The organism is Halogeometricum limi (genome assembly GCF_900115785.1).
Classification (GTDB): Archaea; Halobacteriota; Halobacteria; order Halobacteriales; family Haloferacaceae; genus Halogeometricum; species Halogeometricum limi.
The window spans coordinates 179418-192548 of record NZ_FOYS01000005.1 but is presented as its reverse complement, the minus strand read 5'-3'; the positions used below and the strand labels follow the sequence as shown (position 1 = coordinate 192548).

Annotated in this window: 10 protein-coding genes; 4 read left to right on the top strand and 6 right to left on the bottom strand. The window is 64.5% G+C overall.

The window, feature by feature from the left end:
* Window positions 1–120 precede the first annotated feature (120 nt).
* Window positions 121–624, top strand: a complete 504-nt coding sequence (locus BM282_RS14920) for a hypothetical protein (RefSeq protein WP_089882509.1) — start codon at window positions 121–123, stop codon at window positions 622–624.
* A 186-nt stretch (window positions 625–810) separates the two neighbouring features.
* On the opposite strand, the gene BM282_RS14915 is transcribed toward BM282_RS14920, so the two are convergent.
* Window positions 811–2100 (bottom strand): tyrosine-type recombinase/integrase, encoded by a 1290-nt coding sequence (locus BM282_RS14915; protein ID WP_089882507.1) that lies wholly within the window; start codon window positions 2098–2100, stop codon window positions 811–813.
* Window positions 2101–2444: 344 nt separating this feature from the next.
* Between BM282_RS14915 and BM282_RS14910 the strand changes: the two genes are divergently transcribed.
* From BM282_RS14910 to BM282_RS14900, 3 genes are all read left to right on the top strand, one after another.
* Window positions 2445–3545: a YihY/virulence factor BrkB family protein gene (locus tag BM282_RS14910; protein ID WP_089882505.1), complete on the top strand. Its 1101-nt coding sequence runs from the start codon at window positions 2445–2447 to the stop codon at window positions 3543–3545.
* 81 nt (window positions 3546–3626) lie between these two features.
* Window positions 3627–4961 carry a cytochrome P450 gene (locus BM282_RS14905; protein ID WP_089882503.1) on the top strand — a complete coding sequence of 445 codons (1335 nt, stop codon included), beginning with the start codon at window positions 3627–3629 and terminating at the stop codon, window positions 4959–4961.
* A 175-nt stretch (window positions 4962–5136) separates the two neighbouring features.
* Complete coding sequence (locus BM282_RS14900) at window positions 5137–6258, top strand: XdhC family protein (RefSeq protein ID WP_089882501.1); 1122 nt, start codon at window positions 5137–5139, stop codon at window positions 6256–6258.
* A gap of 521 nt (window positions 6259–6779) precedes the next feature.
* Here BM282_RS14900 and BM282_RS14895 read toward each other — a convergent pair.
* The 5 genes from BM282_RS14895 to BM282_RS14875 all read right to left on the bottom strand — a co-directional run bounded on the left by BM282_RS14895 (window position 6780) and on the right by BM282_RS14875 (window position 13070).
* Window positions 6780–8252 (bottom strand): CoA-acylating methylmalonate-semialdehyde dehydrogenase, encoded by a 1473-nt coding sequence (locus BM282_RS14895; protein WP_089882499.1) that lies wholly within the window; start codon window positions 8250–8252, stop codon window positions 6780–6782.
* A gap of 80 nt (window positions 8253–8332) precedes the next feature.
* Complete coding sequence (locus tag BM282_RS14890; RefSeq protein ID WP_089882497.1) at window positions 8333–9298, bottom strand: C-terminal binding protein; 966 nt, start codon at window positions 9296–9298, stop codon at window positions 8333–8335.
* Window positions 9299–9343: 45 nt separating this feature from the next.
* Entirely contained in the window at window positions 9344–10123 is a 780-nt protein-coding gene (locus BM282_RS14885; RefSeq protein WP_089882495.1) for an SDR family NAD(P)-dependent oxidoreductase, read from the bottom strand.
* On the bottom strand, window positions 10120–12567 hold the full coding sequence (locus BM282_RS14880; protein ID WP_089882494.1) for a xanthine dehydrogenase family protein molybdopterin-binding subunit: 2448 nt from the start codon (window positions 12565–12567) through the stop codon (window positions 10120–10122). The genes BM282_RS14885 and BM282_RS14880 overlap by 4 nt, the downstream gene beginning before the upstream one ends.
* The gene (locus BM282_RS14875; RefSeq protein ID WP_089882492.1) at window positions 12567–13070 is read right to left on the bottom strand and encodes a (2Fe-2S)-binding protein; all 504 of its coding nucleotides are present in this window, start codon (window positions 13068–13070) and stop codon (window positions 12567–12569) included. The genes BM282_RS14880 and BM282_RS14875 overlap by 1 nt, the downstream gene beginning before the upstream one ends.
* Window positions 13071–13131: the final 61 nt, after the last annotated feature.

Genomic DNA, 13131 nt, shown 5'->3' with positions numbered 1-13131 from the left:
CCGGTAACGAACCGTGCTCTCGGTTGCCATAGGGTGATTCGTTCCCCACGCGTACTAGATATCGGTGTACACGCCGGTTCGTTCGGCGCTCCCGCGTCGGACGCGACGCGGTGACTGCTCATGAGCGTACGAAATCAAGCCAAAGAGCGGGTACGGGACGACGGGACGAGTCCGTTCGAGACGACGTGGCCGTGGCGAGGCGGTGCCGTCGCCGGACTCCTCGCGACTGTCGTGACGGGTATCGTCATCAGCGCGATGCAGTTGTCGACGCTCCAAGTCGCCATCGCGGGGTTGTACGGGCAGTCCGGGAGCCTCGTCGCCGGATGGGTCGCCCATCTCGTCCACGGGACGCTGTTCGGAATGCTGTTCGCACTCCTCCTCTCTGACCCCGGACTCTACCGACTGACCGACTGGTACTGGAAGACCATCCTCGCGGGCGTCGTCTACGGACTCGTCCTCGCCGTCGTCGGTGCGGGGATACTCATGCCCATCTGGTTGGACGTCGTCGGCGGTGCGACACCGCTGTCGATTCCGAACGTGACCGTCCCAATGCTCCTCTGGCACGTTACCTACGGACTCGTCCTCGGCGGCGCGTTCGCGGTGGTGGAGCGTCGGTCGGAGTAGGTGAACCGCGTCAAGTCGGTGGTCGAACTACTGAGACGGTCATCCGAGTGGATAAGTGGTTCTCTCGTCGGGCGAAACGTTAACCCGCCGGTGGCGGTTCCGGCACGGGGAGCAGGAGTCGCCTCCATTTCGTCTCTCTCGGCCGGCTCCCTCTCTTTGTATAGCGAGATATAATATATTAATCAGTCATCCAGCCTCGAACGCCGCTTCGAGACGGTCTCGCATGTGCGTGCGCCGCAGTTCGCGCGCGCGAGACTCGGAGAGGTAGTTGTGGAGGACGACGTCGGCGCTGGAACTCCCCTGTTCGGCCGCGATTTCGTCCAGACTCCCCAAGACGACGTCGAGAGACGACGAGTACGCGTCGTACCAGAACCGACGTCCCAGTTTCGGGGACGTCGACACGCCGTCGATACGCTCCGGGACGCCCGCGCGTTCGCTCAATCGTTCGAATCGTTTCCAGACGGTCCACCGGGAGACGTGGTCTCGGGAGGCGTGTGGCGACGAGAACAGATAGCCCTGCCAGTCGTCGTCGCTCGCCCGGGAGTCGACGTAGGCTTCGAGTTCTTCGCGCCCGTACAGTAACGAGACCTGTCCGGGGCCGTTCTTTCGTTCGTCGAACTCGATGTACGGGACGTCGTCGGTGTCGAGGACGAACTGCGTGATGTCGAGGCGGGCGACTTCGTTCGGCCGGAGCCCCCACGCACAGAGAGCGAGGACCAGCAGTCGTTCTTCGGCGTCCTCGGCGGCCGTGTAGAGCGAGCGAACGTGGTCGGCCGTCAGACAGGGGGTATCGCCCGTCCGTTCGGCGTCCGACCCATTCGACCAGTCGAACTCGTCGTCCAGTCCGTCCGCGGGGTTCACCGTCGCCCACTTCCGGCGAACGAGGTGCGCGTACCAGTTCGACACGGCGAGGTGGATACGACGCTTCGTCTGCCCGCCGTCTAACTCGCGGTGGAGTCTGTCGAACGCGGCCCAACAGGCGTCGACTGCCTCGTGGGCGGGGACGTCACCGCCGCGTGCGACGGGCGCGAGGAGGTCGTCGGTCTCGTTTTCCGCACGGTAGGCCCCTACGTACCGGTTCAGCCGGTATCTGAGGGTATCGAGCGACGACTCGGCGAGACCCTTTCGCTTTCGTCGCGACGTGAGAAACGACGTTAACGCCTCGGCCGTCTGTTCGTCGTCCGTCGCCCACGTCGTCCGGTCGTCTTCGACCGCGAGGCCGACGTCGTCGGTCCAGAACTCCTCGAACGTCCGGTCGTGGTACTCGCGAAGGGCGTACAGGAGCGGTCGAAACCCGTTCGTTCGTAACCACTCGTGTGTCGGCCGTTCGACGTGCGGGTCGTATCCGTCCGCCTCGAAGGCGGGAGCGAGGACGTGCCAGTACGCCTCGACGCACTCCTCGACAGCGAGGAGCGTCCACGAGATATCGTCAGGGGTTCGCCCCGCGAACTCACTCGTACCGGTCGTCTCGGTCATTTTTCACCCTCTCGCCGTCGGAGGAGGCCACTCGCGGTCCGGGGGGTCGTTTCTGAGTCTGGCATATTCGACGTAGCTGCACTATAAATCAGATATATTATAAATTTTGGGTACTAACAGACTCTTTCAGTCTGTGTGAACACCGACGAGAGCCGTTCAGCGTTCGCGAGAACACGTAAATTGTATAACGCTATATTAAATTTGAAGCGAGTAGCACCGCGGCGCACGGGAGAGAAAGCACCGTACAGTCCCTGGGACGCTGAGACTGTACAAGCAGTCGTAGCACGACAACAGACCGCACGACGGCCGTGTCTTTTTCCTCGCCGGTCTCCGATGCCGAAGCTATGGTCGGTCTCTCACGGGTGACGAACACGGGACGGCGAGTCCTCTCGGAAGTCTCCGAGAAGAACGTGACGTTCATGGCTGCGGGGATAGCCTACAACGCGTTCGTCTCGCTCGCTCCGATGCTGTTGCTCCTCCTCTTCGTCGTCTCCGCAGTCGGTGGTGGGCTCGAAGAGCGCGTCGTCACGCTCGCGCAAGACTCGCTTCCGGGACCTATCGCCGGCACCGTCGAAGACGTCTTCCGAGGGAGTTCGACCGCCGCCGGTGCATCGTTCGTCGGTCTCGTCGCGCTGATTTGGGGAACGCTCAAGATATTCCGCGGACTCGACACGGCGTTCTCCGAGATTTACGAGACGGAAGAGCAGAACTCGTTCGTCGACCAACTCGAAGACGGCATCGTCGTGCTGGTAGCACTCGTCGCCGCCGTCGTCGCCACCGTCGGAGTCAGTTCCGTCTTCGCCGCACGCTCCGATGCGATACCGTTCCTCGACTACGTCACGCCCGGAGTCCTCGTCGTCGGCCTCGTCCTCGCGTTCCTCCCGATGTACTACAAGTTCCCCGATACGGACGTCGACTGGCGACACGTGGTGCCCGGCGTCGTCTTCGCTGCCGTCGGGTGGGCCGGACTCCAAGGGCTGTTTCAGGTGTACCTCACCTTCAAAGGCGGCGGGTCAGGGAGTTTCTTCGGCGGCGTCATCCTCGTCGTCACGTGGCTGTACTTCTCGGGAATCGTCCTGCTTCTCGGTGCCGTAATCAACGCCGTGTTGGGGAACTACGCGACTGGCGCCGCCGGTGGCGTCGGCCGAGGGGCGACCAGTACCGAGACCGAACGAGAGGAGTCGATGTCGCGAGACGAGTTCGGACAGTACCTACAACAGGTTCGAGAGCAGGTCGCAGGACGGCACGAGAGACCGTATTCGACCCTCGGAGGCGAGCGAGGGGACCGGTACCCAGCGCCCGACGGGAAAATCGAGGTGACGGAGATAACTGCTCCGACGGCGGACGGGGAGACGTGGACCGTGCAGTTCGAGTGGCAAGCCAACGACACCGGTTCGGGCCGCGGTAGTCGCTCGCGTTCGGACGAGCAGAGACGCGAACGGTAGTCACGGCTCCGTTACGCGTCCTTCGGGAATATCTCCCTCACCGTACACGACACTCATACGTCGGCCGCGCGAACGTCTCTCATGAGTTCCGCTCCCCACCGCGAGGCCGAACGTGGCGGCGGTCAGCAGACGCTCGAACGAGTTCCCCTCGAACTCTCGACGACGGAGTCGTGGCTGGACCCGTTCGACTGGTACGCGGAGATGCGCGAGAACCACCCCGTCAGATACGACGAACGGCGACGCGTCTGGGACGTCTTTCGGTACGCCGACGCCGCGAGAATCCTCTCGGACCCGATGACGTTCTCCTCCGACCCCACGCGGGCGACGGAACTGGACCTTCCGGAACCGGAAGCCCGCGGTCCGCTCTTCGAGACGATGCTGACGAGTGACGGCTCGCGGCACGACAGACTGCGCGGCGTCGTCGAAGAGTCGTTCCGCCCGCGTTCGCTCGTCCCGCGCGCGCCACACATCAGAGACGTCGCGGACGACCTACTGGACGACGTCGTAGACCGGGGGGAGATGGACCTGATAGCGGACTTCGCGTACCCGCTTCCCGTGGTCGTCATCGCTGAACTACTGGGAGTTCCGACCGAGGACCGACCGACGTTCAAGCGATGGTCGGACACGCTCGTCGAGACGCCGGCCGATACGAGCGAAGCGGGACTGGAAGCGTTCGCTCGCGAGCGCAGACGCGTCGACGACGAACTGAGAGCGTACTTCGAGGCGATTCTCGACGACCGACGGACGGACCCGCGAGACGATTTGGTTTCCGACATCGTCCACGCCGAGAGCGACGGCGAGACGCTGAGTCACGAGGAGGCGGTTGGATTCTGTATCCTGCTTCTCGTCGCGGGGAACGTCACGACGACGAACCTCCTCGGAAACGCGGTGCGCTGTCTGACCGCGCACCCCGACGCGATGGCGCGATTGGCCGCGGACCCGACGCTGACGACGACGGCCGTAGAGGAAGTGCTTCGCTACCGGTCTCCGGTCCAAGCACTCGTCCGCGTCGCGACGCGCGACGTCGAACTCGCTGGGGCGGACGTGCATACGGGTGACGCCGTCGTGCCGTGGCTCGGGTCTGCGAACCGCGACCCCGCAGTGTTCGACGCACCCGACGAGTTTCGTATCGACCGGACGCCGAACTCACATCTCGGGTTCGGCCGCGGGACGCACTACTGTCTGGGTGCGCCGTTGGCCCGGTTAGAGGCGCGTATCGCACTGGAGCAACTCTTCGCGAGAGTGACCGACGTCGAACGCGCGTCGACGGAGTTAGACCCCGTTCGGAGCGCGTTCATCTACGGTGTCCGCTCGTTCCCCATCCGGTACCGGGCGCATCCGGAGACGACTCCTCGCCCGCAGGTCGAGACGGTCGACGACGGTGCGACGACCCGCCGCACAGACCGGAACGCGTGAGCCGAGAAGGTTCCGTAGGTACCGACCGAAACCGGTGTGAATCCGTGTGAGAACGCGTTCCCCCGCGTCCGTCGGCTCGGGTCCGTGACCGGGACAACGTCGTATGGGACGTCGAATCTACACCATCGAAACATAAGTATAGCTGGCGCGTGTGAGACGTGATAGAGTCGCAGCCATGACATCGAAAGACTGGGCCGTCCCCGAGACGGAGGTGCTGGACGGCGTCCGAGAGGCGATAGATGGAGCGTCCGAGAGCGTCCTCGTGACGGTCGTTCGCGTCGAAGGGAGCGCGTACCGTCGCCCGGGGGCCAAGATGCTCTTCACCGGCGACGAGAGCGTCGGGCACGTGACCGCGGGTTGTCTGGAGTCGGAGTTCGAGCGAGTCGCGAGCGAGGTCCGAACGTCCGGGAAACCGCGAGTCGAGCGCTACGACCTCTCGGCCGACGGCGACGACGTGTGGGGGTTAGGTATCGGATGCAACGGCGTCGTCGACTTGCTCTTCGAGTTCGTCGACGAGTCGCACAGACCGTTGGTGGACGCGTACGAGTCCGGCGACGACGTCGGCGTCGTCACCGTCCTCGACGCGGCGGACGAGTCGGCGGTCGGGGCCAGAGCGTACTACCACCCGGAACGCGAGGAGTTCGAAACAGACGATTCCTACCCGTCCGAGACGCTCCGTCCGCTTCGCGACGCCGTCGTCGAGTCGACGAGACACGGCCAGTCGGAGACGTTCGAACTCGGGGAAGCGACGGTGTTCGTCGACGGCGTTAGCGCTCCGCCGAACCTCGTCGTCGTCGGGTCGGGACACGACGTAGACCCCGTCGTCGAACTCGGAGCGAAAGCGGGATTTCGCGTCAGCGTCGTCGCATACCGGGGCGCATCGTCGATAACCGACCGGCTCCCCGAGAGCGTGACAGTCCACACGACGTCACCGGGAGCGGTCCGAGAGGCGGTGGACTTCGACCGCGAGACGTACGTGGTCGTCGCCTCACACAACTTCGTCGACGACCGACTGACCGTCGAGACGCTCGTCGGAACTCCCGTCCCGTACGTCGGCGTGATGGGGCCGAAGAAGCGGTACGAGCAGATGCTCGACGCACTCGAAGACGAAGGTGTTCGCTTAGAGCCGTCCGAGAGAGAGCGTCTGTACACGCCCGTCGGACTGAACCTCGGCGGTGGCTCTCCGTACCAGATAGCGCTGAGTATCGTCTCGGAAGTGCTCGCGGTTCGGAACGGAAGAGAACCCGGCCACCTCGCGGAACGCGCCGAACCGATCCACGACCGAGTCGAACTCTGACCCGAACCGCAGTTGTCCTTCTCGAGCCGTTTCAGTGGTTCTCCGTTCGGACCGAAGCGGGAAGTAGAAGGGATCAGTCGTGTCCCCGCAGTTCGCGTGCGAGGCACGAGTCTGGACGTTCGAGAGGAGTCGGACCACCGGCGGGTCGGCACGGACCCGAAGACCACACCGGTCAGCGCGAACCGAACGGCACTCGGGTGATAGCACCGGTCGGAGCGGTCGTTCGACCGACGTGTCGATAGTCCGAAGGCGTGCACGGAACGGGGTCCGTCTGGCTGTGTGGCACGGTTCGAAGAACCCCGCTGTCGTTTCCGTACTCTCGAACTGGCTGGTGGACTACTTCCCGAGAGTCTCTACGAAAGAATGGTAGTTAATATCTGTCATAGTGGCAACGTACGCGCGTCCCTTCGTGGCTACGGGTCTCTTCGCTGAACCGGGCGGAAGGCGTCGCTCGACGACGGCCGAATAAAAGCGGAAAACAGACACGAGGGCGTGAGTTGCGGTGTGTTCCGGCGAACGGGTCAGGGCCACCGTTCGACGTAGATGGTCTTGTCGGTGTAGAAGTGAATCGCGTCTTCACCCTGCGCGTGCAGGTCGCCGAAGAACGAGTCCTTCCGGCCACCGAAGTGGAAGAACGCCATCGGTGCGACGGTGCCGACGTTGACGCCGACGTTCCCGGCGTCGACTTCCATCCGGAACTGGCGGGCCTCGCCCCCTCGTTCGGTGAACACGCTGGCGGCGTTCCCGAACCGCGTCGCGTTCACCGTCTCTATCGCCTCGTCGAAGTCCGACGCTCGCGCGAGACCGACGACCGGACCGAATATCTCCTCTTGGGCGACGACCATCTCTGAGGTGACGTCACCGAACACCGTCGGACCGAGGAAGTTGCCGTCCTCGCGGCCGTCAACCGTGTCCTCGCGGCCGTCTCGCAGGAGCGTCGCACCCTCTTCGATGCCCGTTTCGACGAACTCTCGGACGTTCTGCTCGTGTTCTGCGGTGATCAGCGCGCCGATGTCGGTATCGTCTTCGAGGCCGTCACCGAGGACCGCACGTTCGGCCTGTTCGACGATCAGATCGGCGAACTCGTCGTACACGTCCTCGTGGACGACGACGACGTCGAGCGCCAGACATCGTTCGCCCGCGCAGGCGCACGCCGCGGAGAACACCTTTTCGGCGGCGAACTCCAGGTCGGCGGAGTCGGAGACGGCGACGTAGTTCTTCGCACCGCCCTGCGCCTGAACCCGCTTGCCGTTCTTCGCGGCCGTCTCGTAGATGATGCGTGCGACCGGCGTGCTCCCGACGAACGAGACGCCGGCGATTCCCTCGTGTTCGAGGAGTGCCCCGACCGTCTCTTTCCCCCCGTTGACCAGGTTCACCACACCGTCTGGGAAGCCCGCCTCGTCGGCGAGTTCGACGATGTACTGGGCCGTGAGCGGCACTTTCTCGCTCGGCTTGAGGATGAACGTGTTGCCCGTCGCGACGGCGTACGGGAGGAACCACAGCGGAATCATCGCGGGGAAGTTGAACGGTGTAATCGCCGTGAACACCCCGAGCGGCTTCCTGACCGCCGTCTCGTCGATACCCGGTGCGGCGTTCGGGAGATGGCCTGCTTGCATCATCGACGGGATGCCGCACGCGACCTCCACGTTCTCGATGCCGCGCCGAATCTCGCCGCTGGCCTCCTTGTACGTCTTCCCGTGTTCGGTGACGAGGAGACGGGTGAGTTCGTCTTGATGCTCTTCGAGCAACGCCTTCAGTCGGAACAGGGGTTGAATGCGTTCTTCGACCGGGAGCGACCCCCAACTCTCGAACGCTCGCTGGGCCGTCGAAACGGCGTCGTCGACGGCTTCCGGGGTCGAAAAGGCGACGTGAGAGAGTTGCTCTCCCGTCGCGGGGTTGTACACCGGTTGTCCGTCGTCGCTCTCGATGTCTGTCCACTCGCCGCCGACGTAGTTACGGACTGGACCGTCCGTGGAGACTGCTGTCTGCTTCATACGTGCTGATATGTGCAATATCAGCACACCGCATTATAGCTGTTCCGTCTGTGGTAACTCGCTTGTCAGGTGAATTGAATTTACTCGGCGAGTTCTCGATTGACGAGGTAGGTGGGAACCTCGCCTTCGAGCGCGTCTCGAACGTTCGTCGCCGCCTTCTCGCGGAGTTCGACGACGCTTTCGACCGAGTTCCACGCCGCGTGCGGCGTGAGAATTACCCGCGGGTCCCGTCGGAGCGGGTGGTCGTCGGCGGGCGGTTCGTCCACCAATACGTCGAGTCCCGCGCCCGCGATTTCGCCGGCGTCGAGGGCGTCGACCAGCGCCGCTTCGTCGACGATGCCGCCGCGGGCGGTGTTGAGAACGTACCCGGACGAGTTCATCGCAGCGAGTTCCCTCTCGCCGACGAGTCCGCGCGTCTCCTCGGTCAGCGGAACGTGAACCGAGGCGGCGTCGGCGTCGGTGAACAGCGTCTGAAGGTCGGGCGCGGGTTCGACCCCGGCCTCCCGAATCTCCTCGTCGGACAGATACGGGTCGTGCGCGCGGACGTCCATCCCGAACGCCTGTACCTTCTCCGCGACGGCGCGCGCGATGGCCCCGAAGCCGACGAGGGCGAACGTTCGCCCGTCGAGTCGGTGCATTGGTCTGCCGGCCATCACGTCCCACTCACCGTTCTCGACCTGTTCGTGGTAGGTGACCACCTTTCGCTGGAGGCCGAGCAGGAGCGCCAACGTGTGGTCCGACACCTCCGCGATGCAGTAGTCGGGAACGTTCGTCACGTAGATGCCGCGCTCGGTTGCCGCGTCGATGTCGACGTTGTCCACGCCGATGCCGGTTCGAGAGATGACGCGACAGGAGAGTTCGTCGATGACGTCCGCGTCTATCTGTTCGTACATCACTAAGACGCCGTCGGCGTCGCGGAGCAGTTCCGTCAACGGTTCGTCGCTCGCCTCGCCGTCGACGAGTTCGACGTCTATCGGGTCGAGGATTTCGCGTTCTATCGACAGGTTATCGAACGTGTGGTCTGTGAACACGACTCTACGTGTCATGGTTGCCGTTCGACGGGAGGGTTGTTAAACGTCACCCCGGCGGCGTCAGCGGTACAGACCCGCGGTGAACGAGACGCCGCCGTCGACGACGAGTTCCGCGCCCGTCACGTACGATGCCATCTCGGAGGCGAAGAATAGACAGGCGTGCGCGATGTCGACCGCCTCCCCCAAGTCGCCGAGGGGGATGCGGTCGAGGTCGTAGATGTCGTCGCCCTGTTCGTCGACGAGGTTCCTGATGCGGTCGATACCGACGAGTCCCGGCACGACCCAGTTGACGGTGACGCCGTCGCGAGCCAACTCCGCGGCGAACCCGCGCGAGACGGACTCGATACCGGCGTTCGTCCCCGAGTAGAGCGTCATCCGTGGGACGCCGAGACGGCCAGTGAGGCTAGATACGTTGATGATGCGGCCCGAGGTCCGCGAGGACTCCCGATACGCATCCGCCCACGCCTGCGAGAGGAGGAACGTCGCGCGGAGGTTCGTCTCCAACATGGTGTCCACCTCGTCGACGCTCATCTCCGAGAGCGGTCCGGCGAGGTTCGCGGCCGCGTTGTTCACGAGTATCGACGGCGTCCCCAGTCGGTCTGTCGCGTCCGCGACCAACTCTTCGATAGCGTCCGCGTCGCGGAGGTCCGTTGGGAGTGCCACGCCGCGTCTCCCGTGTGACTCGATTCGTTCGACCGTCTTGGCCAGTTCGCTCTCGGTCCGCGCGGCGACGGCGACGTCCGCGCCCGCCTCGGCGAACGTGTCCGCGACGACGGCACCGATTCCGCGTCCGCCGCCCGTCACGAGGGCCGTCTCACCAGAGAGGTCGAGAGGAATCATTCGACCTCGTCCCGAAGCTTCGCTCGGAGTCGGTCCGGCGTCACGGGGACGGTGTCGACGGTCACTCCCAGCGGTTCCAACGCGGCGTTTATCGACGTGGGAATGACCGCAGACGCCGAGATGGTACCGCCCTCGCCCGCCCCTTTCGCACCCGTCACAGTGAACGGCGACGGCGTCTCGCGGTGTTCGACCACCATCTCGGGGACGTTCGTGATGGACGGAAGGAGGTAGTCGAACATCGTGACCGCGAGCGGTTGTCCCGAGTCGTCGTAGGCGAACTCTTCGAGCAGTGCGCCCCCGATGCCGTGAGCGATAGCCCCCTCGACTTGGCCTTGGACGATGTCCGGGTTCAGTACGGTCCCGCAGTCGTGCAGCGAGTAGTACCGGAGGATGTCCACGTGACCGGTGTTGACGTCCACCTCGACGATGGGCGCGTCGGCGCAGTACGCCGTTCCGGGGTACGTAGGGAGCTTATCGACCAGTGCATCGTCGAACTCCGGAAGGTCGAACGCGGGGTTCTCGTAGCCGTACGTCGCCGTGTGTCCGTCGTCGTCGACGAATTCCGCGAGGTCGGCGAGCGACAGCGAGTCGCCGCCGCCATCTCGCGTGACGGCTCCGTCGGCGTACGTCACGTCCGCCGGGTCACAGCCCCAATGGGTGGCCGCGGCCCCCTCGAAAACGGTGGCCAGTTCGTCGGCGAGTCCGACGCTCGCCCCGGAGAGCATGATTCCCATCCGGGACGCCGCCGCGCCGAAGTCTTTCGGGGCCTCGGCGCTGTTCAGGTAGTCCACGTCGATGTCGGCCGGCGAGATACCCAGTCCGTCGGCCATCAGTTGAATCACGACCGTCTGGTGGCCCTGTCCGGCGGAACTGGTCGCCAAGTGGACGGTGACCGTACCGTCCGGGCGAAGGTCCGCGGCGAGGTGTTCGGGGAAACTCGCCACGTCCTCGCGCGTGTTCGCCTCGATTTCGTCGTCGCTCATCTCGAAGCGACTCGCGTAGTCGATGACTCCCGCGGACGGTTCGAGCGTCACCGCGGGGCGCGTGCCGCGGTACTTCCCTTCTTCGCGCTTCGCTTCGACCACGTCGGGGTCCAACAGCCCTCCTTCACAACGCTCTCGTTCGTCGACGAGTTCCTCGATTCGAGCGAGTGCGGCCGGATAGTCGCCGGAGTCGTAGATGTTCTTCGAGGGGAGTTCGTACGGCATCTCGTCGGGTCGGACGAGGTTCTGCCGTCGGAGTTCGGTGGGGTCGACGCCGAGTTCGCGAGCGGCTTTCTCGAGCGTCATCTCGAGGGCGAACGTGTGCTGTTGCACGCCGAACCCGCGGTAGGCGGTCTGCGGCACCTTGTTCGTCAAGTAGAGTTCGTACTCGTAGCGGACGGTGTCGATGTGGTACGACGTCGAGAGGACGGACAGCGGCTTCACCGCCTGTGGAAGCGGATAGCGGGGGAACGCGCCCAGGTCGTCCATGAACGAGACGTCGTAGCCGCGTATCGTCCCGTCGTCGTCGACGGCGAGACGGACGCTGTACTCGCGTTCGCAGGAGTGTGAGTCGCCGGCCTGTAAGTACTCGATACGGTCCTCGACGTACTTGACCGGGCGCTCCAACTGGTGGCTCGCCATGGCCGCGAGCGCGCAGTATCGCGCGCCGGCGGCGATTTTCGTCCCGAAACTCCCACCGATGTTCTCCGGAACGTGGAGGCGGACCTTCTCGGCGGGGTAGCCGAGCGACTCGTAGACGAGTTCGCCGTTGAACGTGTACAGTTGCAGATTACAGTGGACGTCGAACGAGTCGGTGTCGGAGTCGTAGTCGGCGACGGCACCGGCCGTCTCCATCGGAACGCCGGAGATTCGCCCCCACGAGTACTCGCCTTCGACGACGTTGTCGGCGTCCTCGAACGCGCCCTCGACGTCGCCGAAGACGAACTCGTCGCGGTCGGCGAGATTCGTCCCGGTCTCTTCGTGGAGAAGCACCTCGTCGTCGGACGCCGCGTACACGTCGGTGACCGGGTCGAGCACGTCGTAACTCACGTCGACCAGGTCCGCGACGTCCTCGGCGACGTAGCGGTCGGCGGCGACGACCATCGCGACGGGTTCGCCCGCGAATCTGACGCGGTCGTGTGCCAACGCCCACTCCTTGAATCCCAGTCGTCCCGGCGTCTGCTGGTAGTGCTCTTCGATGTCCGCCGCCGTGAGGACGAGTTCGCAGTCCGGATGCGACTCGGCCGCCGACGTGTCTACCTCCTCGATAGCCGCGTGCGCGTGCGGCGCGCGGACGAGTGCCGCGTGGAGACAGCCTGGCAGGTCGATATCGTGGATGTAGTCGACGCGGCCGGTGAGGATGTCGAAGTCCTCGACCCGGCGCATCGACGTCCCGGTGTACCGTTTTCCCTCGTCGTCGGCGTCGGGAACCTCGGACGACTTCGGCGCGCTCTCGGACATCAGTCCCCTCCCTCCATCGCGTCCGCTGCGCGGTAGACGGCGTCGTAGATGGGGCTGTAGCCGGTACAGCGGCAGATGTTCCCGCAGAGGCCCGCTTCGATCTCCTCGTCGTCCGGGTCGGGGTGCTCCGCTAAGAGCGCCTTCGTGGACATGACGAACCCGCTGGTGCAGAACCCACACTGAAGCGCGTTCTCCTCGTGGAACGCTTCCTGGATGGGGTGGAGTTCGCTCCCGTCGGAGAGTCCTTCGACGGTCTCGACCGTCGAGTCGGTCACCTGGACGGCGTAGGTGAGACAGGATTTCACCGGCTCACCGTCGACTAAGACCGTGCACGCGCCGCAGACGCCGTGTTCACAGCCGACTCTGACGCCGGTGAGGTTACACTCCTCTCTGAGGTAGTCCGAGAGTTTGGTTCGTGGCTCGATGGTCGACGTCACGGCGTCGCCGTTCACCGTCAACTGTACGTCTCGCTGTGGTCGCTCGGATGTCGTATGTTCGGTCATCGTGTGATGTGTTTCGTCAGTGGGTTGTGGGTGGCCGTCACGGCCGGTCGGTGTATAGTTC

Coding starts and splice junctions, on each gene's coding strand:
- BM282_RS14890 (WP_089882497.1), bottom strand. CDS start 9,298: ATGACACGTAGAGTCGTGTTCACAGACCACACGTTCGATAACCTGTCG.
- BM282_RS14880 (WP_089882494.1), bottom strand. CDS start 12,567: ATGTCCGAGAGCGCGCCGAAGTCGTCCGAGGTTCCCGACGCCGACGAC.
- BM282_RS14900 (WP_089882501.1), top strand. CDS start 5,137: ATGACATCGAAAGACTGGGCCGTCCCCGAGACGGAGGTGCTGGACGGC.
- BM282_RS14915 (WP_089882507.1), bottom strand. CDS start 2,100: ATGACCGAGACGACCGGTACGAGTGAGTTCGCGGGGCGAACCCCTGAC.
- BM282_RS14885 (WP_089882495.1), bottom strand. CDS start 10,123: ATGATTCCTCTCGACCTCTCTGGTGAGACGGCCCTCGTGACGGGCGGC.
- BM282_RS14875 (WP_089882492.1), bottom strand. CDS start 13,070: ATGACCGAACATACGACATCCGAGCGACCACAGCGAGACGTACAGTTG.
- BM282_RS14910 (WP_089882505.1), top strand. CDS start 2,445: ATGGTCGGTCTCTCACGGGTGACGAACACGGGACGGCGAGTCCTCTCG.
- BM282_RS14920 (WP_089882509.1), top strand. CDS start 121: ATGAGCGTACGAAATCAAGCCAAAGAGCGGGTACGGGACGACGGGACG.
- BM282_RS14895 (WP_089882499.1), bottom strand. CDS start 8,252: ATGAAGCAGACAGCAGTCTCCACGGACGGTCCAGTCCGTAACTACGTC.
- BM282_RS14905 (WP_089882503.1), top strand. CDS start 3,627: ATGAGTTCCGCTCCCCACCGCGAGGCCGAACGTGGCGGCGGTCAGCAG.